Source organism: Phytohabitans sp. LZ39 (assembly GCF_059359075.1).
The window spans coordinates 132496-159441 of the sequence record NZ_JCADBM010000025.1 but is presented as its reverse complement, the minus strand read 5'-3'; the positions used below and the strand labels follow the sequence as shown (position 1 = coordinate 159441).

Below are 26946 nucleotides of genomic sequence, written 5' to 3'. Positions count from 1 at the left end.
GGTTGGTCTATCTGCTGCCCGGAGCAGTGGCCGGGGTTGGAGCGCTGGTCGGGCTGCTTTCCGGTGACGAGGTGCGACTCCCCGTTCTCGTCCTGACCTTGGTGCTCGTCGGTCTGGGCTTTGTGGTCCCGCCGGTGGTTGACCGGCTTCGCGATCGCCAGCAGCGGGTGTCCGCAGTGGTTGGTAGGCAGGTCGTCCAGCTGCACAACCATTTTGAGCCGCGGGCGCGGGGTGTGCTGCCGACACATCTTCGTAAGGGCAGTTATTTCACCGGTCGGCGGGCGGTGCTGGCGGATCTGATCGCTTGGTGCGGCGATCCTCTTGCTGATCCGCGTGGCCGGCTGGTGACCGGCGACCCGGGATCGGGGAAGTCCGCGGTGCTCGGCCGCCTTCTGGAATTGGACCGGCGGTCGTCGGCTGTCGCTGTTCATGCCCGCGGGAGGACCGCTGACGAAGTCGGCGACGAGATCGCGGTTGGGCTTCGTCTGGATCCTGTCGGTGCGACAGGTCTCCTCGCGGCGCTGCGGTCCGTCCGCCGGCGTCGGGTGCTGATCGTGGACGCGGTGGACGAGGCGATTCAGCCTTATCAGCTCATCCAGGACTTGCTGGAGCCGCTGGCTGCCGGTGCTGCGGCGACCGGTCTTAGGTGCGTCTTCGGTAGCCGGAGAGGTGGTGAGGGTGGGCTGCTGCGGGCCTTTGGCGATTCGGTAGTGATACGCGATCTTGACAGTGATGAGTATCTGGATCATTCGGACGTCGCGGCCTACGTGCGCCGGACGCTGCTGGCTGAAGCTGATCGGGATGTCCGCACGCCGTATCGGGATCGGCCCGACCTCGTGGGACTGGTCGCGGACGCCGTGGCCTCGCGTGCGGGGTCGAACTTCCTCGTCGCGCAGTTGACCGCGCTCGCGTTGATGGCGGCGCCGGAGTCGGTCGACATCGGCGATCCGGCGACGATCAGCTCGTTTCCGGCGGGGGTGGGCGCCGCGATGGACCGGTACTTGCGGGAGGTCGAGCCGGAGTACGAGGTGGCACGGGACCTGCTGACAGCGTTGGCCTGGGCTGAGGGTGACGGCCTAACGGACTTCGCGACCTGGGCCGCCGTGGCGACGGCTCTGGGCACGGCCGCATATACCGAGCAGGACGTTGTGCGGCTGTTGCGGACGCCGGCGGTTGACCTGGTGGCGCAAAGCGCCAACGGAGACCGGATCGCTACGCGCATGTTCCACGAGGCGCTCGCCGAACACCTGCGCGCGGAAACCCTCCGTCTGCGGTCCGAGAATGAGATCCAGCGTCGGATCGCCGGTGTGCTCATCGGACGTGTGTCGGTGGGTGAGAACGGGGAGCGGCTCTGGTCCGGCGACGACGAATACACACGGCGGCACCTGTGCACGCATGCCGCCCGCGGGGCATGCCTCGACGAGCTGCTTGCCGACGCCGGATTCTTGGTCGTCGCCGATGCAGCACCGCTGCTGCTCGCGCTTCCAGCGGCCCGCACGACTGAGGGCCACCGTCGAGCGCGTCTGATCGAACGGGTCGGTCAGCAACTCCTGCTTGCCGGACCTGAAGAGCGCGTCAGCTACCTTGAGATGGCCGCACGCATGGCGGGCGACGACGCCTTGGCCGAGCGGGTTGGGCGGCTCGACCCCGACCGGCCGTGGCGGTCCCGTTGGGCTCGGTGGGTGGACCTCGACGACTCCCAGGTCCTCGGCCACCACGACGGGTATGTGCTGGCCGTGCACATCGTCGACAGCCGGGCCGGTGCAGTCATTGTCGCCGCCAGCGAATGGGCGGTCCGGGCCTGGTGGTTACGGGACGGCACCCGCGTTACGACCGGCATCAGCTACCCGCACGACGAAATCCAGCGGATGGTCGCTTTCCGCGAGGGCGAGGACGTCGTCGTCCTAACCGCACATAGAGACGGCGAGGTGCGCCGGGCGACACTCTTCTCCGCTACCGTGCCCCGGACGATCATGCGGCAGCAACCGAAGTCCGGACTTTGGACGCTTCGGCATCACGACCGGCAGATCCTGCTCCAGACATCCGATGACCGTCTGTCGGCGTACGACGCGGACAGCGGCGAACCACTGTCATGGCCGCCGGTCGACGTGTCCGGACGACTGGTGACCACAGTGGCATCGGTCGATGGCCGTCCACTCGTCGTGCTCGGGTTCGCGGATGAGGGCGCGCGTAGCGTGCGGCTCCGCCGCGAGGACCTGGCAGTCGAGGTACGGGACCTGGCCACGGGTGCGCTGGTGGGTCAACCGCTACGCCCCGCCGCGGCGGTGCCAGGCTGGCATCCCACCGCGGGGATCTGGTCCGCAGCGATCGCCTCAGTCAGTGGGCGGTTGACCGTCCTTGTCGGCGGCTCGATCGGGGGGCAGATCTTCCACTGGGAACCCGAGTATGGCATTCCCGCTGGCGAGGAAGGGTATTCGAACCACGCTGGGGCAATGAGCACCGCGTTGCTCGGCGAAAGCGGCAAAGTCATGGCAGTTGGCGACAGCGTTGGCGACATCCATGTCTGGGAGGCGCCGGATTCGGGCTGGCGCCGGCTCGCGGTCCACGACAACGGGATAGACGCGGTGGCGATCGCCCGCGTCGGCACCAGAAACGTCCTGGTCACCGGCGGGCGTGACGGGACGGTTCGGTTGGTCCACCAGAACAGGACACCCGATAGCTCGCCGACACGGCGCTACCAGCACATCCGACACATGCCTCGATCACTTGACGTGCCCGCGCTTACCGTCTTCCAGGAGGGTGCTGACCGATACGTCGTCGTCGATGCCAGCAGCGGCGACGTACTCGCGGAGCATGCATTGGCGCCCGATCCGCCCGTATCCGACATCGCCATCATTCCTGGCGAGCATCCCTCGCTGGTGACGTTGCACCGCAGCAACGACCTGTTGACTATCGGGCCCGCATTAGCACCCGGACAGCGTCGGAAGGTCGCGATCCCGCGGGGCGACTGGTGGGCGGTTGAGGTCGATCCGGTGATGCCACAGACAGTGGTCCTGTGCGGGGTAGATGGAGCCCTAGCGTTCTTCGACTTGGTCACCGGCGTCGAAGTGCGCCCGAGGATTCAATGCCACACGGGGGCCTTCTGGATCGCGATCGACCCGGTACGACCCGCCAACACCACTCGTTTCGTGACCGCCACGACAATACCCACTCCCGAGGTCGTCCGGTGGACGCTAACGGACGACGGCACCGTTGAGCGAACCGATCTAGTGCTGGATGAAGCACCCGACGACGCCGAGTGGCCTTACGGCATCAGCGAGTTCGCATACGGCTGGCATGCCGACCGCCGGGTCCTGGTCGGCGCCGGTAGCAACTCCCACGTTCAGGTCTGGGACGCCGACGACGGCGGCGTCCTATGGTCAGGTGACCTTGCCGGCGGACATAACATGGCGATAAACGCGGTCGAAGTAGCCAACATCCGCGGTGAGACGTACATCCTCACCGGCGGACACACCTGCACGCTCGGCTTCCTAGAGCTCGCCACCGGCCAGGAACGCCATCTGTGGGTAGGCTCCCACATCTGGTCCATCGCGGCCGACTCCAACGGCAACGTCGTCATCGGCGGTGTCCGCGGCATCATGGGCATCCATCATCAGCAGCCCGACAACTGATCAACACCTGTACGAAAGCCACCAGCGCCCAACCGCGCTCCACCGCCAACCAGCCAGAATGCAGTCAGCAACGCAGCCCCAGCTCCACGCGACAATCTCATCGATAGACACCCCACCCACCTGTCCGGGCTACGCGGCTGTCACGGACCGTACGTCCCGCCGCGACATGGTCGTCCATCAGCCGAACACGGCGACCTCGTCCTTTTGGAGTTTCCAAGCCGCGACGAAGCGCGCCGGCCTCCCGGCCCCTTCACTCCCCGCAGCCAGCGCCAGTGTCCGGCCAGCGTCTCAGGCGTACGCACATGCCGAGAAGTGGATACTCGATCACGGCGCCGGCAGCGCATCGGTGAGAAAGGGCCCTGTCGCCCCGTCGGCGGTGATCGTCGCGGAGTGCGATGGACCGACCGTGTGATGATCGGGTTATGCGGGTAAGGATGGCAACCGATGCGGGACATCCCGGGCGTACCAATGAGGACTTCGCCGGCGCCGTTCCGTCCGGCATGGTCCTGGTCGACGGCGCGGGTGGCATCGCCGGCGCCGAGAAGGTCTGCCACCACGGCGTGACTTGGTACGCCAGCCGTCTCGGCGGTGCCCTCCTGGGCACGCTGTCCCAGGACCGGAGCCTGCGCGACGTGCTGGCCGAGAGTATCGAGCGGATCACCGACGAGCACCGCGACACTTGCGACGTCGCCCACTCGATCAGCCCGTACGCAGCCGTGGCTATGCTCCGATTTTCCGGCGGGCTCGTCGAGCACCTGGTCCTCGGCGACGCGGTGGTGGTCGTTAGCCGGGCTGAGGTCGAGCCGTTCGTCGCCCACGATCCGCGCGAGGTGGTGATTGCCCGGTCCTTCGAGGCCCGGCTGAAGGGCATTCCCGAGGGCAGTGACGAGTACCGGCGGCTGCTGCTGGAGTTGCGGGCTCAACGGAACAGCCCAGGCGGTTTCTGGGTGGCCAAGGATGACCCGCGGGTGGTGGACGAGGCGATCACCGGCAGTTGCCCGGCGGACGAGGTGACGGCGACGGCGCTGCTCAGCAACGGCGCGAGCCGGCTCGTGGACACCTTCGGGCTCACCGGCTGGGCGGGACTGCTGCACCTGCTGGAGACCGACGGACCCGGCGAGATCATCCGCCGGGTCAGGGAGGCCGAGATCCGCGACGGCGTCGCCACCGACGACGCGACGATCGTCTGCCGCAGCTGAGCGAAGATGCCTCGGCGATTGTTGATGGAGGTGCCGGAGAAAGAAGACCGCTCGGTACAGTCGCCCGTGATCGCACCGTCTGCCGAGCCGACCGTTCATCTGCTCGCGGGGTTTCCCGTAGTGCACATGATCGGATGTCCGGATCTGCCGCAGATCGCGCGCTCGGTCAGCGGCCCGCCGACCACCGCGAGCCCGAGGGCGAACAGGGCGGCCAGGACAATCGCCATGTGGGTGACGTTGCCACGTGCGGCCTGCTGTTCGAGTAATACATGGGCACGCGCCGCACGGCTGAGCACTGACGCCGCCCGACCTGTTGCCGAGTAGCCCTCTCCGAATCCTTGCCAAGTCTGCTCGAAGGCCCTGGCCGCACCGAGGCCGGGGCCATGTTCGCCGTAGGCGGGCGTCCAGGCGACCGTCGTCGACTCGTGAGACAGTCGGTTGTGCCTCGCATGCATCTGCTGTCTGGTAGAGCAGCACGTACTCTCCTCACGGCTCTGATCCTGGGCGGTCTCCTCGCGCTGTGGATCCTTCGTCGCCGCGTGTTCCCTGGATACCTCGAGGTCTGGTCGGTCTGGTCGGCCGGGGGCTCGACCACCTCGATGTCGCTGTGGGGACTGTCGTTACTCTGGTGGGGACGCATCGGCAAACTGATGGAATTCGCCGCCGGACTTGCGGTCGTGCTCGATCTGATCAAGCCTGAGTCCCTTCGCGTGTTCGGCGACCGAACCGGCGCGCTGTGGCGCCGCTACCGCGACTACTTCCGGCTCATCCAGATGGTTCGGATCTGGCGTTTCGGCCGAGCGATCTTCTGGAGCCTGCACCACTCCTACCAAGAGAGCGACGGGCGCGGGAATGTGCGCACCGTCTCCTTCTTGTGGCCGGGGGAGCCGACTCCCTTGGCAAAGCCAGGCTTCGACATCGCCCCCGACACGCTCGCCGCGTTCCAGCGCGAGCTGTTGGCCTTCCTCCTCGCGCGGCGGCACGACACGCCCCGTGACAGCTGGACCGTGGGCCATTCCATGATCTTCCAGTTCATCAGCGATCAGCTGCCGGCCGAGCGACGGGTCAGGGTCGAGGTGCTCAGCCGGTGGGTTCGCCTGGACAACCTGATCGGCGTTACGCTCTTCATGATCCTTCTCACCGTGCCGGTCGTGCTGCTGTATACAGGCGGGCGACCATTTTTCGGCGACGCTTGGCCGTGGTGGGGAAACGTGCTGCTGATTCTCGGATGCATGGCACTTCTGATCACCATTGACTATCTTCCGTTCGTCCTGTTAGGAATCGCGCTCGCCCCTGTTGCCGGAGTCGCTCGGCTGGGCGCGTGGCTACTCGACCGGCCGCGCCCGGCGCACATGCTCAAGGTGCTGGCGTTTGCCCTGTTCATCGTGGGATTTCATTTCGACCTGCTGGCGTCCTGAGCGAGGCCCTTCTATGACCCCCATGGGATCCCAGACGTTTGGCCGGCTGCTCACTGACGGCGGGGAGTTGGTGCTGGCCGGCCCTGATAGCGGCGACGCGCGGATGGGGCGGGCGCGGAAGCTGAGGTTGCCTTGTCGCCGGGCTGACCGTGCGGCACGAACGACGTGACCAGGCCTTTCTGGCGACCGGCGACAGCGGCTGGTGGCGACGTCCCCGGTTAGCGATCCCGTGTGCCCTGGCACGCGGAGGGCTTACCGCATCTGGCGCGATCCGCGCGCTACTGAACGTAACGGTAGCCGTGCGGCCGGCCCGGGGGAGCGGACGATGAGCGGGCTCGTCGGACACAGCTGGGCTTGAGCCGTAGGTTCGGCTTGGGTGCTCCGTGGGTGCTCGTGTGTTCCGGAGCTGGACGGACCAGCGGTGCACATCCTGGATCTCCAGCTCGTACGGGCGTTGACTCCGTTCGACGTCGATGGCAGTCGTGCCGTAGACCAGCGGTTCCGTGGTTGGACTTTTAATCCTTAGGTTCGGGGTTCGAGTCCCCGGCGGCCCACCCTTCTGATCTGCTCTTTCTCGTGTCGACTCTGTCTGGTGTGGAGCGTGGTCTGTTCGTTATGAGGTCACGATCTGCGAGTAGCCCGATGAGGGTCCTCTAGCTATGGGGTGATTTGGCTCGCGTTGACGTCGGCTCCGCTTGACGTCGGTGGTGCTCGGAGGGCTTGGACCAGTGGGGTGGGTTAGAAGATCGTGTATTTCTCCCACGTGTTTATGGCCGGCCGGCTGGCGATCAGCGGCTGGGCACCGGCCCGCTCGGCGGAGACGTAGAGGTTGTTCGCGGCGGCCCGGAAGCTGACGGTGCCGTCACTGTTGCGGATCAGGGTGAAGGTTTCCCAGGTGCCTACCGCGACCCGGCCGGCGAGCAGCGGCTTGCTGCCGCCGCTCTCGGCGGCGACGAGCATGCTGTTGATCCGGGCGAACAGCGCGACCTTTCCGCCGCCGAGGTCGATGATGTCGAATCGTTCCCACGACTGGGCTATGCGCGCGGCGGCCTTGAGCGGCTGGGCGCCCGCCTGCTGGGCGCTGACGAACAGGCCGTTGGCACTGGCCTTGAACGCCCGCCCGGCGTCGCTTGTCTTCACTTGGTAGAACTTCTCCCACGCGCCGATTGTGTTGCGGCTGACGGAGAGCACTGGGATGTCCAGCGCGTGCAGGCCGACGTAGAACCCGTTGTGGATCGACTTGAAGGAGATGCTGCCGTCGGCGTTGCGGATGAGGGTGAACCGTGCGGCGTTGTCGACCGAGAGGGCGTTCATCTGCATCCAGGAGCCGTCGATGCCGCCCACGGAGATGTACTTGCCGGAACGTTTGTGGAACAGGGCCACCTGGCCCGAGCCCGCGTCGGCCAGGTCGAACTGCGCGTCGGCGGTCAGCGAGGCCTGACTGACATCGAGTATCGTCTGCGTCCCGCTCGCACCCACGTACTTGAGCAGCGGCCGGGAGAGCAGGCCCATCGTCGCCGTCACCGGGAGGAACTCGACGAAGTCCGAGCGCCACGCCGAGCGGCCGTCCGTCCCGACGGCGGTCGTCTTCACCGAGAACTGGCCCGTCCTGCCGTATCGGTATGTGATGAGCGGCGAGGTCTGCTTCACGACCGTGCCGTTTCCGAAGTCGAACTCGTACGACGCGATCGGGACGATTCCCGGCTCGGACGCGGAGGCGTCGACCGTCACCGACATCGCGGCGAGGTCCAGCGCGACGTTGGTCCGCGGCGCCGGCAGGCGGGCGGTCTCGATGGAGCCCCGGTCCGCGTAGGTCACCGGGCCAGCGCCCGTGTTAGGCACCGCGGGGTCGTCGACCCGGGCGCTTCCGATGCGGTCGGTGGCCGGGTAGCCGGGTGCGGCGGAGTTCGCCGAGTCGTAGTTGTCGCGGAGGTTCACGATCGCGCGGTCGTGGGCGGCCTGTCCCGAGGCGGCCCGAAAGCCAGCCAGGTCCATCCGGGTGCCGTTCCACGCGTAGGCGAGGTCGCCGGACCGCGCGATGGTGTTGTTGTAGTCGGCGACAGTGCTGCCGACTCCACCGTCGTAGATGCCGAGGTCGGCGCCGTTGGCGACCACGCCGAGGCAGAAGTTCTGGTCGTAGTTGCCGTTGTCCTGAACGAAGTTGTTCTGGACGGACACGCCGGACGACGGCCCGTCGACGCGGATGCCGTCGGTGCAGCGCTGCCGGACGGTGTTGTTGGTGATCACCGTGCCGGCGGCGCCGTTGTTGTGGATGCCGATGCCCGGGCCGCCGTTGACCTGGTCAACGCGAGCGCGGTGATGCCGCCGCGGAGCAATGCGCGCATTCTCGTCCTCGTCTGGAAGAGGGGAGCCGGCTCACGCCGAAAATTAGTGCAGATTCGACCATGCCGCAGCGGCCCGCAGCAACCGATCAGACGGTCATTTGGGGCACTTGCCCACTGCGGACGAAGATGCCAGTGATCGCCCGGTTCGACCGATAAGCCATGGCCCGGCCCGGTACAGCGAAACGTCAGAACGACGAAAGTCGGCCGCAAGAGCCGTCGATTAACGTCGATGACTGGATACGCGCCGAAGCATTTCCGCGAAATCCTCGTGGAGGGATGACTGGCATGACGAGTCCTGTAAAAGTAGCTGTCCGGATCGCCGCGGTGCTGGGGGTGGGCATCGTTACGGCTGTTTCTGCCGTCGCGCCCAGCGCGTCGGCGGCGAGCGAAAACGTGTACGCGGCCGACGAAGTCGGTAGCGCAGGCGTTCACTGCTATGCGGTGGTCAGGAAGTTGGTCCCGGGCCAATCCGAATCCGAGGTTGTCGACCACGGATGCGTCCGCGCGGGCCAGAAGCTACCGCCCCTGGTGGCCAGCAGTAACGGCGATGGGCCGCACGTGCTCGTACGCATCTTTGGAGACGCGGACTACGGCTGTGGCTGGAACTTCTGCTACAGCCTCCTTGGCTACGACGGGCCGTGCGACAGCGCTGGTTACAGTTTTCCCAATACCGGGCATCCATCGTTTGCCTCCCTGTGGAGCACGGCGTCTTCCTGGAAGGTCGATAGCAATTGCTACTGGGTCCACGGCTTCCGTGAGCGGGACTACCAGAGCTCGGGCGGCTGGAAAGGCGGAAACCAGGCGTATATCGGTGACCACCTGAACGATCATCTGCTCTCTCTGCGGGTCACAGCCTGACGGGCGTCGACAACAACACGTCGCCGGCGGGCCCCGCCTCCCTTGGAGGTGGGGCCCGCCGGTCGGTGGTCCTTTGTTACGGCACCAGGCGGGCGCCCAGGGCCCTCGCCGCCACCACCAGGCCGCCCGTCGCCAGGACGATGTCCTTGAAGACGTACTGGGCCTCCAGGGTTGGGGTGCCGGGGAACATGTCGCCCCAGAAGAGGACGAGCGGCGACATGATGCCTACCAGCGACGCGGCCAGGACGAGGAGGCCGGCGCGGAGGAACTTGCCGGTGATCAGGGTGATGCCGATGAAGCACTCGGCGACCGCGGTCAGCAGCACCGCGCCGCGGCCGGAGACGATGCCCAGCGAGAGCGTGTCGAGCGTGCGGGCCACCAAGGCCTCGGCCGGACTGGCGCCGGGGAAGAACTTGAGGACGCCGAAGCCCAGGAAGACCACGCCCAGGCTGACGCGGAGCAGGGCGATGCTGTGCTTGGCCAGCCACCTGGTGAGGATCGCGCGCATTCCGTCGAGGGACATCGGAGGGGTCGTGACTGTCATGGCGGTCGCTCCGTTTCTGGTCGTCTTCGTCGATGCGTCCAGACTCCGTGTCACAGGGCTTCGGGGCGTCCGTCGAGTGCGGGCAAAGGGTGTACGGAATCCTGCGCATCCGCTCTTCGGCGGGTACGCGCGCCGTAGTAGGGCCCTGCGTCCGGCGGCGGGCGCAGAATACGAGGCGTGAGTACCCACGGCCGCCTCGTGGGCCGCGACCGGGAGTTGGCCGAGCTGGCCCGGCTGCGGTCCACGGCGGATGGCGGGCGGGGTGGGTTCGTGCTGCTGCACGGCGAGGCGGGTATCGGCAAGTCGGCGCTGGCCGCCCGCGTTACCGACGGGGCCGCCGCGGCCGGGGTGCCGGTGCTCACCGGGCGGGCGGTGGCCGACGAGGGTGCGCCGGCGTTCTGGCCGTGGGTGCGGGTGCTGGAGCAAGGGCGGGGTCTCGGGCTGTCACCGGCCCTGCTCGAGATGGGTGACGGGCCACCGGCGGCGGCGCGGTTTCTGGCGGTCGAGCGGGCGGTGCGCGCGCTGCTCGCGGCCGCCGAGCCGGACGGGCTTGTGATCTTGCTGGACGACCTCCAGTGGGCGGATGACGCCTCGCTGCGGCTGCTGCGCCACGCGTGCGGCGAGCTCGGCGGTGCCCGGGTACTGCTGCTGGGCACCGCCCGAGAGGTGACCGCGTCTCTCGCCGGCCTGCCCGCGCATACGCTCGCGCTGGGGCCGCTCACCGAGCCGGACGTGGCCGCCTACCTGCGGGAGGGCCATCCTTCCTGGCCGGCGTACGTGCACCGGGTCAGCGGCGGCAACCCGCTCTTCGTGCGTGAGCTGGCCCGGGTGCTGGTGCAGGAGGAGCGGCTCGCCGGACCGGCCACCGAGCTGCCGGTGCCGGCGCACGTGCGGGCCATGGCCGGGTACCGCCTGGAACGGCTGAGCCCGGCCTGCCGCGCACTGCTCGGCGGCGCGAGCGCGATGGGCGAGGAGTTCGACGTCGCGATCCTGGCCGCGGCCACCGAAGGCGGGACCGTCGAAGCCGGCACCGCGGAACAGCTCGCCGAGGCCATCGCGGCGGGCGTACTCGTCGACGACCCGGACACACCCGACCGCCTCCGCTTCGCCCACGCGCTGGTACGCCAGGCGCGGTATGACGAGCTGCCCCGCGCCGAGCGGATCGACTGGCACCGGCGGATCGCCGACGCGCTGGACGCGTCGCAAGGAGCGCACGCCGGCGAGCTCGCACGGCATCGGGTGCGGGCGGCGGTGGACGCGGCCAGCCGGCGTACCGCCATCGAAGCCTGCCGGGCGGCCGCCGCGGCCGCCGATCGGGCCCTGGCCTTCGCGGACGCCGCGCACTGGTACGCGCGCGCGTTGGACCTCGCCGGCGGCGCGGGCCTCGGCGGCGTGGGGCGCGCGGAGCTGCTGCTCGACCTCGCCGACGCCGCCTACGCGGACGGGCAGGTGACCGAGGCGCTGGCGCACTGCACCGCAGCGGCGGATCTGGCGGAGGAGGGCGGCCGCGCCGACCTGGTGGCCCGCGCGGCGCTCGTGGTTCGAGGGATCGACGGGCCGCCCAACGAGACCATCGCCGGACTGTGCGGCCGGGCCCGGACGCTGCTGCGCGACGAGGAGAGTGCCACGCACGCCCGGGTGCTTGCGCAGCATGCTGTCGCGCTTTCGGAGTACGGCCAGGTGGAGGCCGCCGACGAGCTCAGCCGGCGGGCCACCGCGATGGCCGAGCGGAGTGGCGACCCGGCTGCGCTTGTCGACGTGGCGCACGCCCGCCACCGCCTGATCCCGGGGCCGGAGGGCGTGGCCGAGCGGCTCAAGCTCGGCTCGCGCCTGCGTGACCTCGGCGCCGTGCCCGGGCGGCCGGAAGCGCCGCTGTGGGGGCAGATCTGGCGGATCGACGCCGCTTTCCAGCTCGGCGGGCTCGCCGAGGTCGACGTCGAGATCGCCGCCCTCGCCGGTCTCGTCGATCGGCTCGGCTGGCCGCTGGCGCGCTGGCACCTGCTGCGCACTCGAGCTACGCGAGAGCTGGCCGCCGGTGACTTCGCCGAAGCGGAACGGCTCGCCCTCGCCGCGTTCGAGGTGATGCGGGGCCTCCAGGACGTCAGCGCGGCGGGGCTGTTCTACCCGTTCATGATGGATGTCCTGCGGCTGACCGGGCGGTTCGGCGAGTACGAGCCGGGGGTGAGCGAGTTCGGCGAGGTGCCGTTGCCGATCGTGATGGCGGTGCACGGCGCCTACCGCCTCGCCGCCGGTGACACCGCGCGTGCCTGGGCGCACTTCGAGCGGCTCCGGGTCGCCTTGCCCGACCTGCCGAAGGACCCCCGCTGGATGCCGACGCTCGGGTACACCGCGGAGCTGGCCGTCGGGCTCACCGGCGACGGCACCCGGGAGGTCGCCGACTTCTGCTACCGGGCGCTGCTGCCACATGCCAGGTACCACCTCGCGGCCGCGACCGGATACCTGGGCGCGGCGGCCGGCGTGGTCGGCCGGCTCGCGGCCACGCTCGGCGACCTTGACGCGGCCGTGCGGCACCTGACCGAGGCGGAGGCGATGGAGCAGCGGGCCGGCGCGCCGCCTTTCCAGGCCGTGGTACGCCTCCACCTCGCCCGCGTGCTCGTGGCGCGCGACGGGCCGGGCGACCGTGAGCGGGCCGCCAGCCTCGCCGAGCGGTGCGCGCACACGGCCCGTCGCCTCGGCATGGCGCCCACCCTGGCCGCGGCGGACGCGCTCGCCGCCGAGCTGGACGGCACGGCGCTCACTCGCCGGGAGCGCGAGATCGCCCGCCTGGTCGCGGACGGGCTCGCCAACCGGGCCATCGCCGAAAAGCTGGTGCTCTCCGAGCGGACCGTCGAGACGCACGTCCGTAACCTGCTCGGCAAGCTCGGGCTGACCAACCGCACGCAGGTGGCGGCGTGGGCGCTCAAGCACGGACTACGTACCTGAAGTACGTGCCACCACTGATTTCAGCGGGCCTGGAAAGGCGCACCGTGTTTGGCATGTACGCACGACTTCAGACCACGCGAAACGTTCCCAATGGATTCGACGCCGAGGGGCATCCGGGCTTCGCCGGGCTGTTCCTCCTCGAACAGATCGGCATCGGCTGGAGCGCGACGGTGACGCTCTGGCAGACCCGCCAAGACGCGCTGCGCGAGCCCCGGCCGGCCACGCTGCACAGCGACGACGTGTACGAGGTGGAGGAGGATTGGCCCGGCGTCGCGGCCGGCGAGCGTCCCGAGGTGGCGACGCTGCTCTACTTCGACGGACCGCTCAGCGCCGCCCGGCTGGAGGCCGCACGGTGGTCCGGCCGGGAGCGGATTCTGCCCGCTGTCCGCGACCTGCCGGGACGGGTGCGCTCGCTGGTGCTCTTCGACCCGGAGGAGGCCAAGGTCACCCTTGTCACGCTCGCCACGAGCATGCCGGCGCTGGAGGGCATCGGCAAGGCGGTCATGGACACCGAGCTGCTGCCCGGTGAGGACCCGGCCCTGCTGCCCGGGCCGGACCGGTTCGAGGTCTGTCGGGTCGTGGGTTACGCACCCGCCGCGTAAGAGCCAGCGGTGAGCGTGCGTCGGCCCGCGGCTCCACGCCGAGGCTGGCGCACGCTTCGCGGTCGTCGGCATGGTCGCCATTCATGTGCCGCTTGATCGCCTCGATCACGTCGGGGGTGAACGGGGCTGTCACGCGACCACCTTACCGAGGTCGTCGAGCATCGCGGTGTTGAGCCGGTACGCGAGGGAGACCTCGTCGAGGAACCGGTCCTGCTCGACCGCGTCCCACGGCGCGGTGTCGAGCAGGTGCCGGTAGTGCTGCTTGAACGCGCGCGGCTCGATGCCGGGAAACTCGTAGAAGCGGGTGCCCGGGCCGTCGAGCCCGTACTCGCGGAGCAGCGCGCGCCGCATGATCTGACCGCCGGACAGGTCGCCGAGGTATCGGGTGTAGTGGTGCGCCACGAACCCGGCCGGCCAGGTGAACGCCACCTCGCGGAGCCGGGCCCGGTATTCGGAGGTGGCCGTGCTGGCCGCCACGTGCGCGGGCCAGTCGGGCCCGATCAGGTGGGTGAGGTCGGCGACGAGCGCGGGGAGCCGGGCCAGCTCGTCGGCGACGAACGGACCGGCGATCGGATCGGCGCGCATCTCGGTGGCGGCTTCCTCGAGCGTCTCGTACACGAAGAAGAGCTGAGCGGTCAGCGCGGCGTATCCGGCGCGGTCGAGACTGCCGCTGAGCAGCGCGTCGAAGTAGGTCATGGCCTGCGCGGCGGCGTGGTCGGAGCGGGTGACCTCACGCACCCTCGACGCGAACCCCACGGCCCCACCCCTTCGCCGCCAACTTAGGTAAGCCTAAGCTCCGATACCCCGGTGAGTGATCCACTAAACGGATGATCCGTCCCCGGCGGCGCTCGTGGTACCAGGTCGATGAAAGGTTTGTGAATGGGGCTCGCAGACAAACTGACCGCACCACAGCCCGATCCGGGGAGTCCACGTGCGTCAGTTGTCCTTTCGGTACCCCCTGCGCCGGCGCGTTGTTCCGGCGCTCACAATCCTTCTGGCGGCCGCTCTATTGCCGGCCGCCTCGGTAGTCGTCAACACGCCGGGGGTCGAGCGCGCCGCCGCGCCGATCGTCCGGGAAGCGCCGGACACCGATAGCGCCGTACGCGCCGCCATCGCGCAGAAGGCTCCGGTCCGCGTGGCGGACATGACCACCCCGACGCGGGTGGTCGACGCGCAGCCCGACGGCACGATGACCGCGACGCTCCACGCGTCCCCCCAGCGGGTGCTGCGGGACGGGCGCTGGATCGGCGTCGACACCACGCTCGTGCGCCGGCCGGACGGCACGGTGGCGCCGCGCGCGGTGGAGGCCGATCTTGTGCTCTCCGGCGGCGGCGCCAAGTCGCCCCTCGTGCGCTACGGCCGCGGTGGTAAGACGATCGCGCTGACCTGGCCGGGCAAGCTGCCCGAGCCGGTGCTCTCCGGCGCGACCGCCACGTACCCGGATGTGCTGCCCGGTGTCGACCTGCGGATGCGGGCCGACTTCGACGGGTACACGCAGCACCTCGTCGTCGAGAACGCGTCGGCGGCGAAGCAGCCGGCCCTGCGCCGGATTCGGCTCGGCCTGTCCACACAGGACGTCAAGCTGACCGTCACCCGCAAGGGCGGGCTGGAGGCGCGGGACGCCAAGGGGCGGGTGCTCTTCGCGGCGCCACCGTCGGCGATGTGGGACAGCGCGTCGAAGTCGGCGCGCGTCGGCGTCGCCCTCGAACGCGGCGCGCTGGTCCTCTCGCCCGACGCCGCCCTGCTGCGCGGCTCGAAGACCCGCTTTCCGGTCACCATCGACCCGGCCTTCGGCTACCCACACCGTCCAGGTTGGACGAAGGTTTTCAGCGGCGCGGCCGGCACGTCGTACTGGCAGGGCGCCAACGACGTCGACGGCTGGGCGAAGGTCGGGTACTGCGGTTGGGGCGGCTGCGCCGGAATCGGCGAGACCCGCTCCATCTTCCAGTTCGACACTGGCTTCCTCGGCGGGAAGCAGATCCTCTCGGCCACCCTCAACGCGAAGATCGTCTACGGACCGAGCTGCGGAACGACCGTCCACAAGGTATACCTCGCCGAGCGGGGCATCGACAGCGGGACGACGTGGGGCAACCAGCCGCCGATCGACCTCGAGCATCCGCTGGACTCCCGGGTCGCGGAGAGTAACTACACAGGCTGTGCGGGCGACAAGCCCATCGGCTTCAACGTGACGGGCGGCCTGCGAGCCGGTGGACAGTCGACGTACACGATCGGGGGCGCGTCCGAGGGCGACAAGTGGACCTGGCGCAAGTACGACGGCTGGGCCACGGGTCTCGTCGTCCACTTCAACAGCCGGCCCGACAAGCCGGTCAACCTCGGCATGGACCCGCCGCTGAAGCCGGCGTGCCGCTGGTGTGCCGGCGTCCCGTACATGGGCCAGGAGAACATCGCGCTTCAGGCGACGCTGACCGACCCGGACGGCGACAACCTGTACCCGCAGTGGCGCTACTCGGCCGACGGCGTGGAGACCGCCTGGGACGGTGGCACCCAGGCCAATGGCACCCGGCACAGCGCCCCGGTCAACCTGAAGAACAAGAACGGCAAGCTGATCGGCTGGTGGGTGCACGGCGCGGACGGATACTGGGGCAGCGAGGCGGCCGGCGGCTTCTCGTTCCGGGTCGACCTCGACCCGCCCGGCTCCAAGCCCGGCGTCAGCGCCCGGATCTACCAGAGCGACAACCGCTGGCACGGTGGCATCGGCCAGCCCGACCAGTTCACCTTCACGCCGACGGAGCCAGGCAAGCCCGGCGTCCGGGTCGACGACATCGACCACTACCTCTGGGGCTTCCAGAACCCGCCGACGAACAAGGTCGACGCCTCGGCGCTCGGCGGCCCGGCGACCGTGAACATCGCGCCGACGGACGACGGCCCGCAGACGCTCTACGTACAGAGCAAGGACCGGGCCGGGCACGCCAGCCCCACGCAGGAGTACCGCATCTACGTGCGCGCCGGAAACGGTCCGCTGGCCCAGTGGTCGCTGGACGGCAACGCCGAGGACACCGCGTTCCTCGGTGACCGGGACGGCACCCCGCACGGCACCGTGCGGTACGCGAGCGGCGCGGTCGGCACCGGCCTGCGGCTCGACGGCAACGGCCAGATCACCGCCCCGAACACGGTGCGGACCGACGGCAGCTTCTCGGTGACCGCCTGGGCGAAGCTCGACAAGGCCGAGGACCAGTCGTACACGGTCGTCAGCCAGCACGGCCAGAACACCTGCGCCTTCTGCATCCAGTACCAGGCGGACAAGAAGGCCTGGGTGTGGGTGCTGCCGCAGGCCGACCAGGCGAACCCGCCGGGGTGGTCTTTCGTGCAGTCGCCGGCGATCGCCGGCGAGTGGGTGCACCTGGCCGGCATACACGACGCCGTAACCAAGACGGTCAAGTTCTATGTGGACGGCCGGCTGGTCGGTTCGGCGCCGCACAATGCGCCGTGGCACGGCGCGGACGTGCTGCGGATCGGCTACGGCTACACCGGCGGGATCGACGAGGTGAAGGTCTACGAGCGGGCGCTGACCACCGCTGAGGTGACGGCCGAGGTGAGCCGGGACAACGTCCAGCTTGGACACTGGAAGTTCGACCTGCCGAGGCGGCCGGAGGACGCCGACCGCACCGTGCCCAACGCGGTGCCGGGTGGTGCGGCGGCGGTGTTGCACGGCGGCGCGCGGCTCGCGCCGAGCCCGGTCAACGGAGCGCTGCTGCTCGACAGCCCGGACGACTACGCGAGCACCGGCACGAGCGTGCTGCGTACCGACCGCAGCTTCACGATCGGTGGCTGGCTGCGCCTGGACACCGCGCCGGCGGCGACGCACACCTCGACGGCGGTTTCCCAGTCCGGCGCCGTCAACTCCGCGTTCTTCCTCGGCTACCGCAACACCGACGGCGGCAGGTGGGAGCTCTACGTGCCCTCCGCCGACTCGGTCACCAGGCCGGGGGACTCGGTTGTCGCGAGCGGGCCGAACACCGCCACGCTGGGCGCACCGGCGCACGTGATGGGCGTGTACGACGCGTCGACCCAGAAGATCGAGATATACGTCAACGGCAAGAAGGCCGGCTCGGCGCCGTACAACGGTGGCTTCCACGCGACCGGCGAACTCGTGGTCGGGCGCGCCCTGTGGCAGAACGCGCAGACCAACGCGTGGGCCGGCACCGTCGACGAGCTTCGGGCGTACAGCCGGGCGCTCTCCGCGGCGGAGATCGAGGGACTCGTCGCGCAGAGCGGGGTCACCTCGGGCCAGTGGCGCCTGGACGGCCTCGACAGCACGACCCGTGAGACGCCCGACTCGTCCACCCGCGGGCTCACCGCGAAGGCCGAGGGCGGCGTGGACCTGGTCGGCGGACAGACGGCGTACCCGGACCCGTCCGACATGGCGTTGCAGTTCAACGGCAGCACCGGGTTCGCCAGCGCGCCGCACGCGATCAACACGAGTCGCAGCTTCTCGGCCTCGGCCTGGGTGCGGCTGGAGAAGGTCGGCGCCCACTACGGCGTGGTGTCGCAGGACGGCAACCGGGCCAGCTCGTTCAAGATCGAGGCGGATCCGGGCGGCGGCTGGTCGTTCACGATGTTCAGCCAGGACACCGACAGCGGCGGTGAGGCACACCGGGCGATCGGCGGCAAGGCGCAGATCGGGGTCTGGACGCACCTGGCCGGCGTGTACGACGCGGACGCCGGGAAGCTGCTCCTCTACGTCAACGGCGTGCTCGCGGCGACCCGCGACCACACGAACGCCTGGGACCACACGACCGGCCGGATCCAGATCGGCCGCAACAAGATGGGCGGCGTGCCGGTCGACTACCTCCCCGGTGCCATCGACGACGTGGCGGTGTACAGCCGCACGCTCTTCGCCGACGAGATCCGCGTGATGGCCGGACGGGACCTCACGCTCGCGCACAACTGGGCGCTGGACGAGTCCAGCGGCACCGGCGCCGCGGACGCGGTCGGCGCGCAGCGGGCGAAGCTCTCCGGCGGTGCCGCGTTCGCACCCGGCCGGGCCGGCAACGGCGTCGACTTCGACGGGACCGGCGCCGTCACGACCGACGCGGTGGACCTGCGCACCGACGCCAGCTTCACGGTGAGCGCGTGGGCGTTCCTCGACTCCACGGAGTGCGACCTCCAAACCGTCAGCGAGTGCAAGGCGGACGTGGTCACGGTCGACGGCCAGAAGACGAGCAAGTTCCGGCTGGGGCACGTCATCAACGACGGGCAGAGCTGGCGTGGCGCCTGGATCTTCGAGATGCCGGAGTCGGACGCGCCGGGCGCCGCGGCGACCAAGGCGGTGGTGAGCACCGAACCGGCCGACCTCGACAAGTGGGTGCACCTCACCGGCGTGTACGACGCGCCGGCGAAGAAGCTCTGGCTCTACGTCAACGGCAACCGCATCGGTGACGGCACACTCAACAACCCGTGGCCGCACTCCGGCGGCGTGCGGATCGGCCAGGGCAGGGACGGCGGCACGACCGGCGAGCAGTGGCGGGGCCGGATCGACGACGTGCGCCTCCACACCGGCGCGCTGGACAAGGACCGGGTCTGGTCGCTGTTCACCTCGTACCCCGCCGAGCGGCCCCCGGCGACGCTGCCGGCGGCGGACCTCGGGCACTGGAAGGTCGACGAGAACACCGGCACCACCCTCGCCGACTCCAGCGGCAGCGGGCGCACCGCGACGCTCAAGGGCGGCGTCACGTGGACCGGTGGCCGCAACGGGTACGGCGTGCTGCTCGACGGCACCACCGCCTACGCGGAAACGGCCGGCCCGGTCGTCGACACCAGCCGGAGCTTCTCCGTGGCGGGGTGGGCCTACCTGACCCAGGCCGGCACGGCGAGCCAGACGCTGGTGGCACAGGACGGCGGCCGGCTCAGCACGTTCATGCTCCAGTACCGCGGGCCGGAAAAGGCCTGGGGCCTGGTGGTGCCGGGCGTCGACAACGACAGCCCGGGGACCAACGTGGTCATCCTGACCGCGCCCGGGCAGGCGGTGGTCGGCAGCTGGACACACGTGGCGATGACCTACGACGCCGGCTCGCACCAGGTCCGGTTCTACGTCAACGGCGCGCTGGTCGGTGCCGAGGTGGGCGTGACCGTGCTTCCCGCGACCGGGCCGCTGTCGATCGGCCGGGCCAAGTGGAAGGGCGGCAACGCGGACTTCTTCAGCCGCGGGGTCGACGATGTGCGGGCGTACTCGCGGGCCCTCACCGACGGCGAGATCCGCAAGGTGCACGACGACGTCGCCGCGCCGAACATGGACGTCTACGAGTTCGACGACGGCACCGGCCGCGACTACACCGGTACCCGTAACGACCTGACCGTCTCCGGTGGCGCGTCCTACGTGGCCGGGGTCAGCGGCAAGGCGCTCCAGCTGGACGGCGTGTCCGGCGCCGGCGTCGCGCAGCAGCCCTCGCTGAGCATGACGGACAGCTTCAGCGTCTCCGCCTGGACGAAGCTCGACCGCACCGACCGGACGGCCACCGCGGTCGGCCAGGACGGCAGCCGGATGAGCGGCTACCTGCTCCAGTACCGCCCGGCCCTGAAGCGGTGGGTCTTCGGCGGGCCGGTGGAGGACTCCGACTCGGCGGAGCTGGCCTACGTGGCGGCCCCGGCGCCGGCCGTGGCCGGACAGTGGACGCACGTGACCGGCGTCTACGACTACCCGGCCCGGCAGCTACGCATCTATGTGGACGGAAAGCTGGGTGCCGTCCGGGACAACGTCGCGCTCTGGCGGGCGACCGGGCCGACGACCGTCGGGCGAGGCCGGTTCAACGGCGCGCCGGCGGACTTCTTCCTGGGCGCGCTCGACGACGTCAACCTCACACTCGGCGCGATGTCCGACGCGGCGATCGCCCGGCAGGGCTCGTGGCCGGCACCGCCGGAGGGACAGCTCGGCCGGTTCGTGAACGCCGCCGGCGAGCGCTACACGGGCACGACCACCACACCGCCCGACGGATACCACCACGAGCTGACCCTGGGTCTGCTGGTGCGAGACGGGCAACCGAACACGAGGCTGCTCTACTCGTGCCGGGTCACCCAGAGCGGTGACACGTTCACCTCGGTCGACGCGGCCTGCGAGGGCCAGACCGGGCTGGGCGAGGTCGGCCGGGTCTACATCGACCCACCGGCCGGCGTGGTGACGATGCCGATCTACCGCTGCTGGATGGGCTCGGACCACTTCGAGTCGCGCCGCTCCGACTGCGAGGGCGGCACCAACGAACGCGTGCTCGGCCACACAGTCGCGTACGCCCAGCTCATGCGCTACGCGTACGACACCGGGCCATTCGACCACGCGTCCACAGTGGATGGCGGACCGCCCGGGTACAAGCGGGAGTACCTCGCGGGGTGGGTGCCGCTGGTCGCCCAGCCGGGCACCGTGCCGCTGATGAGCTGCCAGGAGGACTTCGACTACTTCGTCTCCACCGACCAGGCCTGCGAGGGCAAGACCGTGCTGGCCGCCATCGGTCACGTCTGGACCGCCGCTCCCGCGGGCGTCACGAGCCAGCCGATCTACCGGTGCGTCGGGGGCGGTCAGCGGTTTGTCTCCGTGGCCGCCGACTGTGAGGGAACCGTCTTGGATCGCCAGCTCGGCTTCGTGCAGCTGAGCCGGCCGATAGGGGAGGCAGCATGAGAGCGCTTCGTAGGCGGGTGGCCGCCGGGCTGGTGGCGGTGCTCGCGGCTTCGTTGCTCAGCGCCGTGGCGGCGCCGGCACCGGCGCTCGCCGCGGGCGGGCCGTCCGTCGACCTACCGACGACACCGTCCACACCGGTCACTCAGGAGACGTCAGGTACCAGGGAGCAGGACCAGGCCAGCAAGAACGCGCTGCGCGGCGATCAGCCCGCGTCGGGGACGCCCAAGCAGGGCGCCGGCACCCCGACGGCGACGTCGCTGTCGCCCTCGGCGACCTGGCAGGTCTCCGCGCAGACCGGCGACTTCACCTGGTCGTACCCGCTGCGGGTGCCACCGGCGCCGGGCGGGCTGAAGCCGGACCTCGCGCTGTCGTACACCTCGTCCGCCGTGGACGGACGGACCAGCGCGACGAACAACCAGGCCTCCTGGATCGGTGACGGATGGGACCTCGCGCCGGGCTTCATCGAGCGGGTCTACGGCGCCTGCGCGGAAGACACGATGGGCGGCACCACCCCGCCGGAGACCGGTGACCTCTGCTGGCGCAGCGACAACGCGGTCGCCACGTTCAACGGCGGCGGCGGGCTGCTGATCTGCTGTGACGGCGACGGCCGCTGGCGGACCAAGAGCGACGACGGTTCGCGGATCGAGCGACTCACCGGCGCCGGAAACGGGGACGACGACGGCGAGTACTGGAAGATCACGACGGTCGACGGCACCCAGTACTTCTTCGGGTCCCGTCCCGCCGCGAAGTCGACGTGGACCGTACCCGTCTTCGGCGACGACAAGGACGAGCCGTGCAACAAGGCCGAGGGATTCGCGGCGTCGCACTGCGTGCAGGGCTGGCGTTGGAACCTCGACAAGGTCGTCGACCGCAACGGCAACCTGATCCTGTACGGGTACGACACCGAGACGAACTCGTACGGCATGAACAAGAAGGACGCCGCCGTCTCCTACGTGCGGGGCGGCACGCTGCGCACGATCGAGTACGGCATGCGCGAGGGCCAGCAGGCGAGCGGCCAGGTCGAGTTCGTCGTGGCCGACCGGTGCGTGCCCGGCAGCAACTGCACCCCGGACAAGAAAGACAACTGGCCGGACGTGCCCTGGGACGAGAAGTGCGACACGGCGACGTGCAAAGACCACTACTCGCCCACGTTCTGGTCCACCAAGCGCCTCGCCAAGGTGGTCACGCGGGTGCGGGACGCCGGTAGCGCGTTCAGCGACGTGGATTCCTGGGCACTGGAGCAGATCTTCCCCAACCCGGGTGACGGCGAGAAGGCCGCACTGTGGCTGAAGAGCATCGTCCACACCGGACACGTCGGCGGCGAGCTCAAGCTTCCGGCGGTGACGTTCGAGGGGCGGATGCTCTCCAACCGGGTGTTCAAGGTGGATGGTCTGGCGCCGCTCAACCGGTACCGCGTCACAGCCGTCGTCTCGGAGAGCGGCGGCGCCCTCTCCGTGCACTACGCCAACCCGAACTGTGTCGAGGGCAGCTCGATGCCGGCCAACCCGGAGACCAACACGCTGCGCTGCTTCCCGGTGCGCTGGGCGCCGAAGAACGTGCCGGAGCGTACCGACTACTTCCACAAGTACGTGGTCGCGAGCGTCACCCAGTCGGACCAGTTCACCGGACTGCCCGACCCGATCGTGGCCAACATCCAGCAGGTCACGACGTACGAGTACCTCGACGGCGCGGCGTGGCACTACGACACCTCCGAGTTCACCAAGGAGGACAAGAAGACCTGGGACGAGTACCGGGGCTACGGCAAGGTGCGGATCCGCACCGGCGTGCCGGGCGACCCCAGCGGCCCGATCGGCCGGACCGAGCAGCGCTTCTACCGCGGCATGCACGGCGACAAGCTGCCCAACGGCGGCCCGCGCGCGGTGAAGGTGCAGGCGACCGAGGGTCCGGCGCGCGACGACGAGGACTGGCTCCAGGGCGTGCGGCTGGAGACCATCACGTATGACGGCGACACCGACCGGGTGGTCGAAAAGAAGATCGAGGAGCCGACCTGGCGCGGGCCGACCGCGACCCGGGGAGCGCTGAAGTCGTACATCGTGCGCACCGGGGTGACCGAGGAATGGACCGCGCTGGCCGCCGGCGGCTGGCGCACCACCCGCGGTGAGTCCACATACGACGATCGCGGGCAGATCGAGTCCGTCGACGACCTCGGTGACGTCGCGACGGCGGCTGACGACCGGTGCACCCGCACCACGTATGCCCGCAAGACCGGCCCGTGGCTGATGAACCTCGCATCCCGCATCGAGACGGTGGCGACGAGCTGCGGCAAGACACCGTCCTTTCCCGGCGACGCCGTCACCGACGTGCTCAACGACTACGACGCCGCCGGCAACCTGACCCGCACCCGGAGCCTGTCCACCCGACCGGCCTCCGGCGATCCGGGGTACTACACCACCGGCAGCAGCGTCTACGACGAACACGGACGGGTCGTGGAGTCGCGCGACGCGATGGGTGAGGTCACCCGGACCGTCTACACGCCGGCGACCGGCGGCCCGGTCACCCAGACGGTGACCACCAACCCGCTCGGTCACGCGGTCACGACCACGCTCGAGCCGGCCTGGGGCCTGCCGATCACGGTCGTCGACGCCAACAAGCGGAAGACCGAGACCGCGTATGACGCGCTCGGCCGCTCCACCCAGGTCTGGCTGCCCAACCGGTCCCGGACCAAGTACCCGGACGCGGGGAGCGCCAAGTTCTCGTACCTCGTGCGGGGCAACGGGCCGACCGTCGTGACGACCAGCACGCTCAACGCGAACGGCAACTACCTCACCACCAAGGAGATCTACGACGGGCTGCTGCGGCTGCGGCAGAAGCAGGTGCCCGCGGTGGGCGGCGGCCGGCTGCTCACCGACACCCGGTACGACTCGCAGGGCCGGGCCTACAAGAACACCCAGCCGTACTTCAACGACGCCGCGATCGACGACAACATCTGGGTGGCCAGCGACACCGAGATCCCCGGACACACCGTCACGCTCTACGACGGCGCGGGCCGCACGGTCGCCGAGGTCTACAAGGCCGGCGCGGTCGAACGGTGGCGTACCACCACGACGTACGGCGGCGACCGGGTGCACCTGACCCCGGCCGCGGGCGGCACGGCCACCACCACCATCACCGACGGCCGCGGCCAGACGGTCGAGCTGCGCCAGTACCGCGGCGGCACGCCATCCGGCACGTACGACTCGACGACCTACACGTACACGAAGGCCGGGCAGCTGGCGTCCACAAAGGACCCCGGCGGCAACGTCTGGCGGATCGGGTACGACATCCGTGGCAACAAGGTCCGGCACGAGGACCCCGACCGGGGCGTCTCGACCACGACGTACAACGACGCCGGCCAGCCGGTCACCGCGACCGACGCGAAGGGCGTCACGCTCACGACGGCGTACGACAAGCTCGGGCGCAAGCTGACCGTGAAGACCGGCGACACGCTGCTGGCACTGTGGACCTACGACACCGCGTTCAAGGGGCTGGGGCAGCTCGCCTCGTCCACCCGCTACGTGGACGGCGCCGCCTACACCCGGTCGATCGCGAACTACACCGAGCTCTACCACCCGTACGAGACCACGGTGACGATCCCGGAGAGCCCCCGGACGCAGACGCTCGCCCGCTCCTACACCACGTACAGCACGCTCAACTGGGACGGCTCGGCCAACGGGACGACCCTGCCGGCGATCGGCGACCTGGGCAAGGAGACCGTCTCCCACGAGTACGACGAGCTCGGCAACCCGACCAAGCTCACCGGCGGCCCGGAGGGCTCGGGCACGTTCGAGTACGTCACCAAGACCAGCTACACGCGCTACGGCGAAACCGAGCGGATCCAGCTCGGCGCGACAGGCAAGCGGGCCTGGCTGTCGTTCTACTACGAGGACAGCACCCGCCGGCTCACCCGCGCCATCGTCGACGCCGAGCTGCCGCGACCGATGCAGACCGACGTCAACTACACCTACGACCCGACCGGCAACGTCACGTCCATCGCCAACACGCCGATGGACCTGCCGCACGACGTGCAGTGCTTCCGGTACGACCACCTGCGCCGGCTCACCGACGTGTGGACCCCGGGCGGCGGCTGCGGCGCGGCACCCGACACCGGCTCGCTGGCCGGGGCGGCACCCTACTGGCACTCGTACACGTACGACACCGTCGGCAACCGGCTGACCGAGACCCAGCACGCGGCGGCGGGCGACACCGAGCGCACGTACGGGTACCCGGCGGCGGGCGCGCACAAGCTGGCGTCGGTGACCACGACCGGACCCTCCGGCACCAAGACGGACGCCTTCACCTACGACGGCACGGGCAACACGCTCACCCGGCCCGGGCAGGTGCTGGAATGGGACCCGCTGGGCAAGCTGGCGCAGCTCAGCGAGGGCGACAAGAAGACCCGATTCGTCTACGACGCGGACGGCGAGCGGCTGCTCCGCGAAGATCCGACGACCATCACCGTGTACCTGGACGGGCAGGACCTGACGCTGACGAAGGCGACCGGCAAGCTGGCCGCGACCCGGTACTACCAGCACGGCGACGACACCGTGGCGACGCGCACGGCGGCCGGCGTGAGCTGGGAGGCCGGTGACCACCAGGGCACCGCACAGGTGGCGATCGACGCGGCGAGCCTCAAGGTCACCCAGCGGCGGCTCACCCCGTTCGGCGCGCCGCGGGGTGCGCCGGTGCCGTGGGTGGGTGACAAGGGCTTCGTGGGCGGCCGGATCGACTCCTCTACCGGCCTCACCAACATCGGCGCCCGCCAGTACGACCCGCTGCTCGGCCGGTTCGTCTCGGTCGACCCGCTGATGGACCCGACCGATCCACAGCAGCTGCACGGGTACACGTACAGCAACAACAACCCGGTCACCCTCTCCGACCCGACCGGACTCGGCTTCTGGAGCTGGCTGGGCCGGACGGTGAAGAAGGCGGTCAAGGTGGTCGCCGAGGTCACCAAGTGGGTCGCGCCTGCCGCCGGGCTGCTGGCCATCGTGGCGACCGGTCCGGTCGGGCTGCTCGCCGCGGGGGTGGCCTTCGGCGCCGGGCTGTACAACGCCGCCTACAACTGCTCGGGCGGCGGCAACGCGGTGGACTGCGGTCTCGACGTCGCGGGCTCCGTCCTCGGCGCCGGGAAGATCGTGGCCGGAGCCGCACGGACGGCATGGCGGCAGCTGCGGCTCACCCAGAAGATGAAGACAAGCGTGCGAGCCCATGACGCGGGCGCGTTCACCGATCAGCATCGGCTCCTGCCGAACGGCGGTGGCGTGCGCAGGTGGGCCGACGGCCGGGTGGCGCGCGCCGAGGAGAAGGTGGGCGAGTTCGGCCCGGGTACCAGCGGATACCTGTACAACCCCACGCTCGGCCAAGGTGTCGAGCAGGTGGGCAGGGCCATCACCTACGCCAGCGCGACGACGACCGGCGGCTGCGAGTTCATCGTGCAGATCTGTGACACGTGGCCGAAGACGTCCGGACCCTTCGCCGACACCGACCGGGTCACCATGACCCCGAGCGGTTTCCCGATCTGGTTGCCGCCGCCCTCGGTGTCGATCTACCCGTACAACTTCGTCGGCCCGATCCCGGTCGGTGCGGTGCGTGCCAAGAAGCACTGGCCGGTCCAGTCGCGGCCCGGGAAGTCGGCGCCGCCGCAACAGCCCGCCGCGCCGCCACCGCCGCCGGCGAAGAACCCGGATACCTACACGACCTCGGACGGTCGCATCTGTAACCGCGGCGGAGGTTTGTGCGCCATCTAGCCCGTTCCACGCTCATGCGCCGTCCCTCCAC

Annotated in this window: 12 protein-coding genes and 1 tRNA gene; 9 read left to right on the top strand and 4 right to left on the bottom strand. The window is 69.8% G+C overall.

Translation table 11 applies throughout. From position 1 onward, the window contains the following. Positions 1-2 precede the first annotated feature (2 nt). Together AC5L36_RS36915 and AC5L36_RS36910 are read left to right on the top strand one after the other, a co-directional pair. On the top strand, positions 3-3632 hold the full coding sequence (locus tag AC5L36_RS36915) for a WD40 repeat domain-containing protein (protein ID WP_441223447.1): 3630 nt from the start codon (positions 3-5) through the stop codon (positions 3630-3632). 434 nt (positions 3633-4066) lie between these two features. Further along, the gene (locus AC5L36_RS36910) at positions 4067-4831 is read left to right on the top strand and encodes a hypothetical protein (protein ID WP_441223446.1); all 765 of its coding nucleotides are present in this window, start codon (positions 4067-4069) and stop codon (positions 4829-4831) included. A gap of 95 nt (positions 4832-4926) precedes the next feature. On the opposite strand, the gene AC5L36_RS36905 is transcribed toward AC5L36_RS36910, so the two are convergent. Further along, positions 4927-5058, bottom strand: coding sequence for a hypothetical protein (locus AC5L36_RS36905; protein ID WP_441223445.1), 132 nt, complete (start codon positions 5056-5058; stop codon positions 4927-4929). Positions 5059-5280: 222 nt separating this feature from the next. On the opposite strand from AC5L36_RS36905, the gene AC5L36_RS36900 reads away from it, so the two are divergent. After that, the gene (locus AC5L36_RS36900) at positions 5281-6249 is read left to right on the top strand and encodes a hypothetical protein (protein WP_441223444.1); all 969 of its coding nucleotides are present in this window, start codon (positions 5281-5283) and stop codon (positions 6247-6249) included. A gap of 482 nt (positions 6250-6731) precedes the next feature. After that, a tRNA-Lys gene (locus AC5L36_RS36895) sits at positions 6732-6803 on the top strand. Positions 6804-6987: 184 nt separating this feature from the next. On the opposite strand, the gene AC5L36_RS36890 is transcribed toward AC5L36_RS36895, so the two are convergent. Then, positions 6988-8496 (bottom strand): PKD domain-containing protein, encoded by a 1509-nt coding sequence (locus tag AC5L36_RS36890; RefSeq protein ID WP_441223443.1) that lies wholly within the window; start codon positions 8494-8496, stop codon positions 6988-6990. A gap of 383 nt (positions 8497-8879) precedes the next feature. On the opposite strand from AC5L36_RS36890, the gene AC5L36_RS36885 reads away from it, so the two are divergent. Continuing rightward, positions 8880-9452: a hypothetical protein gene (locus AC5L36_RS36885; RefSeq protein ID WP_441223442.1), complete on the top strand. Its 573-nt coding sequence runs from the start codon at positions 8880-8882 to the stop codon at positions 9450-9452. A 76-nt stretch (positions 9453-9528) separates the two neighbouring features. On the opposite strand, the gene AC5L36_RS36880 is transcribed toward AC5L36_RS36885, so the two are convergent. Next, positions 9529-9996 carry a DoxX family membrane protein gene (locus tag AC5L36_RS36880; protein ID WP_441223441.1) on the bottom strand — a complete coding sequence of 156 codons (468 nt, stop codon included), beginning with the start codon at positions 9994-9996 and terminating at the stop codon, positions 9529-9531. A 177-nt stretch (positions 9997-10173) separates the two neighbouring features. On the opposite strand from AC5L36_RS36880, the gene AC5L36_RS36875 reads away from it, so the two are divergent. Beyond that, positions 10174-12939, top strand: coding sequence for a helix-turn-helix transcriptional regulator (locus tag AC5L36_RS36875; RefSeq protein ID WP_441223440.1), 2766 nt, complete (start codon positions 10174-10176; stop codon positions 12937-12939). A 53-nt stretch (positions 12940-12992) separates the two neighbouring features. Beyond that, complete coding sequence (locus tag AC5L36_RS36870) at positions 12993-13541, top strand: hypothetical protein (protein WP_441223439.1); 549 nt, start codon at positions 12993-12995, stop codon at positions 13539-13541. A gap of 129 nt (positions 13542-13670) precedes the next feature. Here AC5L36_RS36870 and AC5L36_RS36865 read toward each other — a convergent pair whose 3' ends face one another. Then, a complete protein-coding gene (locus AC5L36_RS36865) occupies positions 13671-14297 on the bottom strand; it encodes a biliverdin-producing heme oxygenase (protein ID WP_441223438.1) in 627 nt (208 codons plus the stop codon). Between the two features lie 175 nt (positions 14298-14472). Between AC5L36_RS36865 and AC5L36_RS36860 the strand changes: the two genes are divergently transcribed. Both AC5L36_RS36860 and AC5L36_RS36855 read left to right on the top strand, forming a co-directional pair. Next, a complete protein-coding gene (locus AC5L36_RS36860; protein WP_441223437.1) occupies positions 14473-21168 on the top strand; it encodes a LamG-like jellyroll fold domain-containing protein in 6696 nt (2231 codons plus the stop codon). Then, positions 21165-26915 carry an RHS repeat domain-containing protein gene (locus tag AC5L36_RS36855; RefSeq protein ID WP_441223436.1) on the top strand — a complete coding sequence of 1917 codons (5751 nt, stop codon included), beginning with the start codon at positions 21165-21167 and terminating at the stop codon, positions 26913-26915. The genes AC5L36_RS36860 and AC5L36_RS36855 overlap by 4 nt, the downstream gene beginning before the upstream one ends. Positions 26916-26946 lie beyond the last annotated feature (31 nt).

Bases quoted from the DNA above. Each gene is read 5' to 3' on its own strand.
- AC5L36_RS36880 (WP_441223441.1), bottom strand. From the start codon at position 9,996: ATGACAGTCACGACCCCTCCGATGTCCCTCGACGGAATGCGCGCGATC.
- AC5L36_RS36870 (WP_441223439.1), top strand. From the start codon at position 12,993: ATGTACGCACGACTTCAGACCACGCGAAACGTTCCCAATGGATTCGAC.
- AC5L36_RS36905 (WP_441223445.1), bottom strand. From the start codon at position 5,058: ATGGCGATTGTCCTGGCCGCCCTGTTCGCCCTCGGGCTCGCGGTGGTC.
- AC5L36_RS36855 (WP_441223436.1), top strand. From the start codon at position 21,165: ATGAGAGCGCTTCGTAGGCGGGTGGCCGCCGGGCTGGTGGCGGTGCTC.
- AC5L36_RS36910 (WP_441223446.1), top strand. From the start codon at position 4,067: ATGGCAACCGATGCGGGACATCCCGGGCGTACCAATGAGGACTTCGCC.
- AC5L36_RS36900 (WP_441223444.1), top strand. From the start codon at position 5,281: ATGCATCTGCTGTCTGGTAGAGCAGCACGTACTCTCCTCACGGCTCTG.
- AC5L36_RS36885 (WP_441223442.1), top strand. From the start codon at position 8,880: ATGACGAGTCCTGTAAAAGTAGCTGTCCGGATCGCCGCGGTGCTGGGG.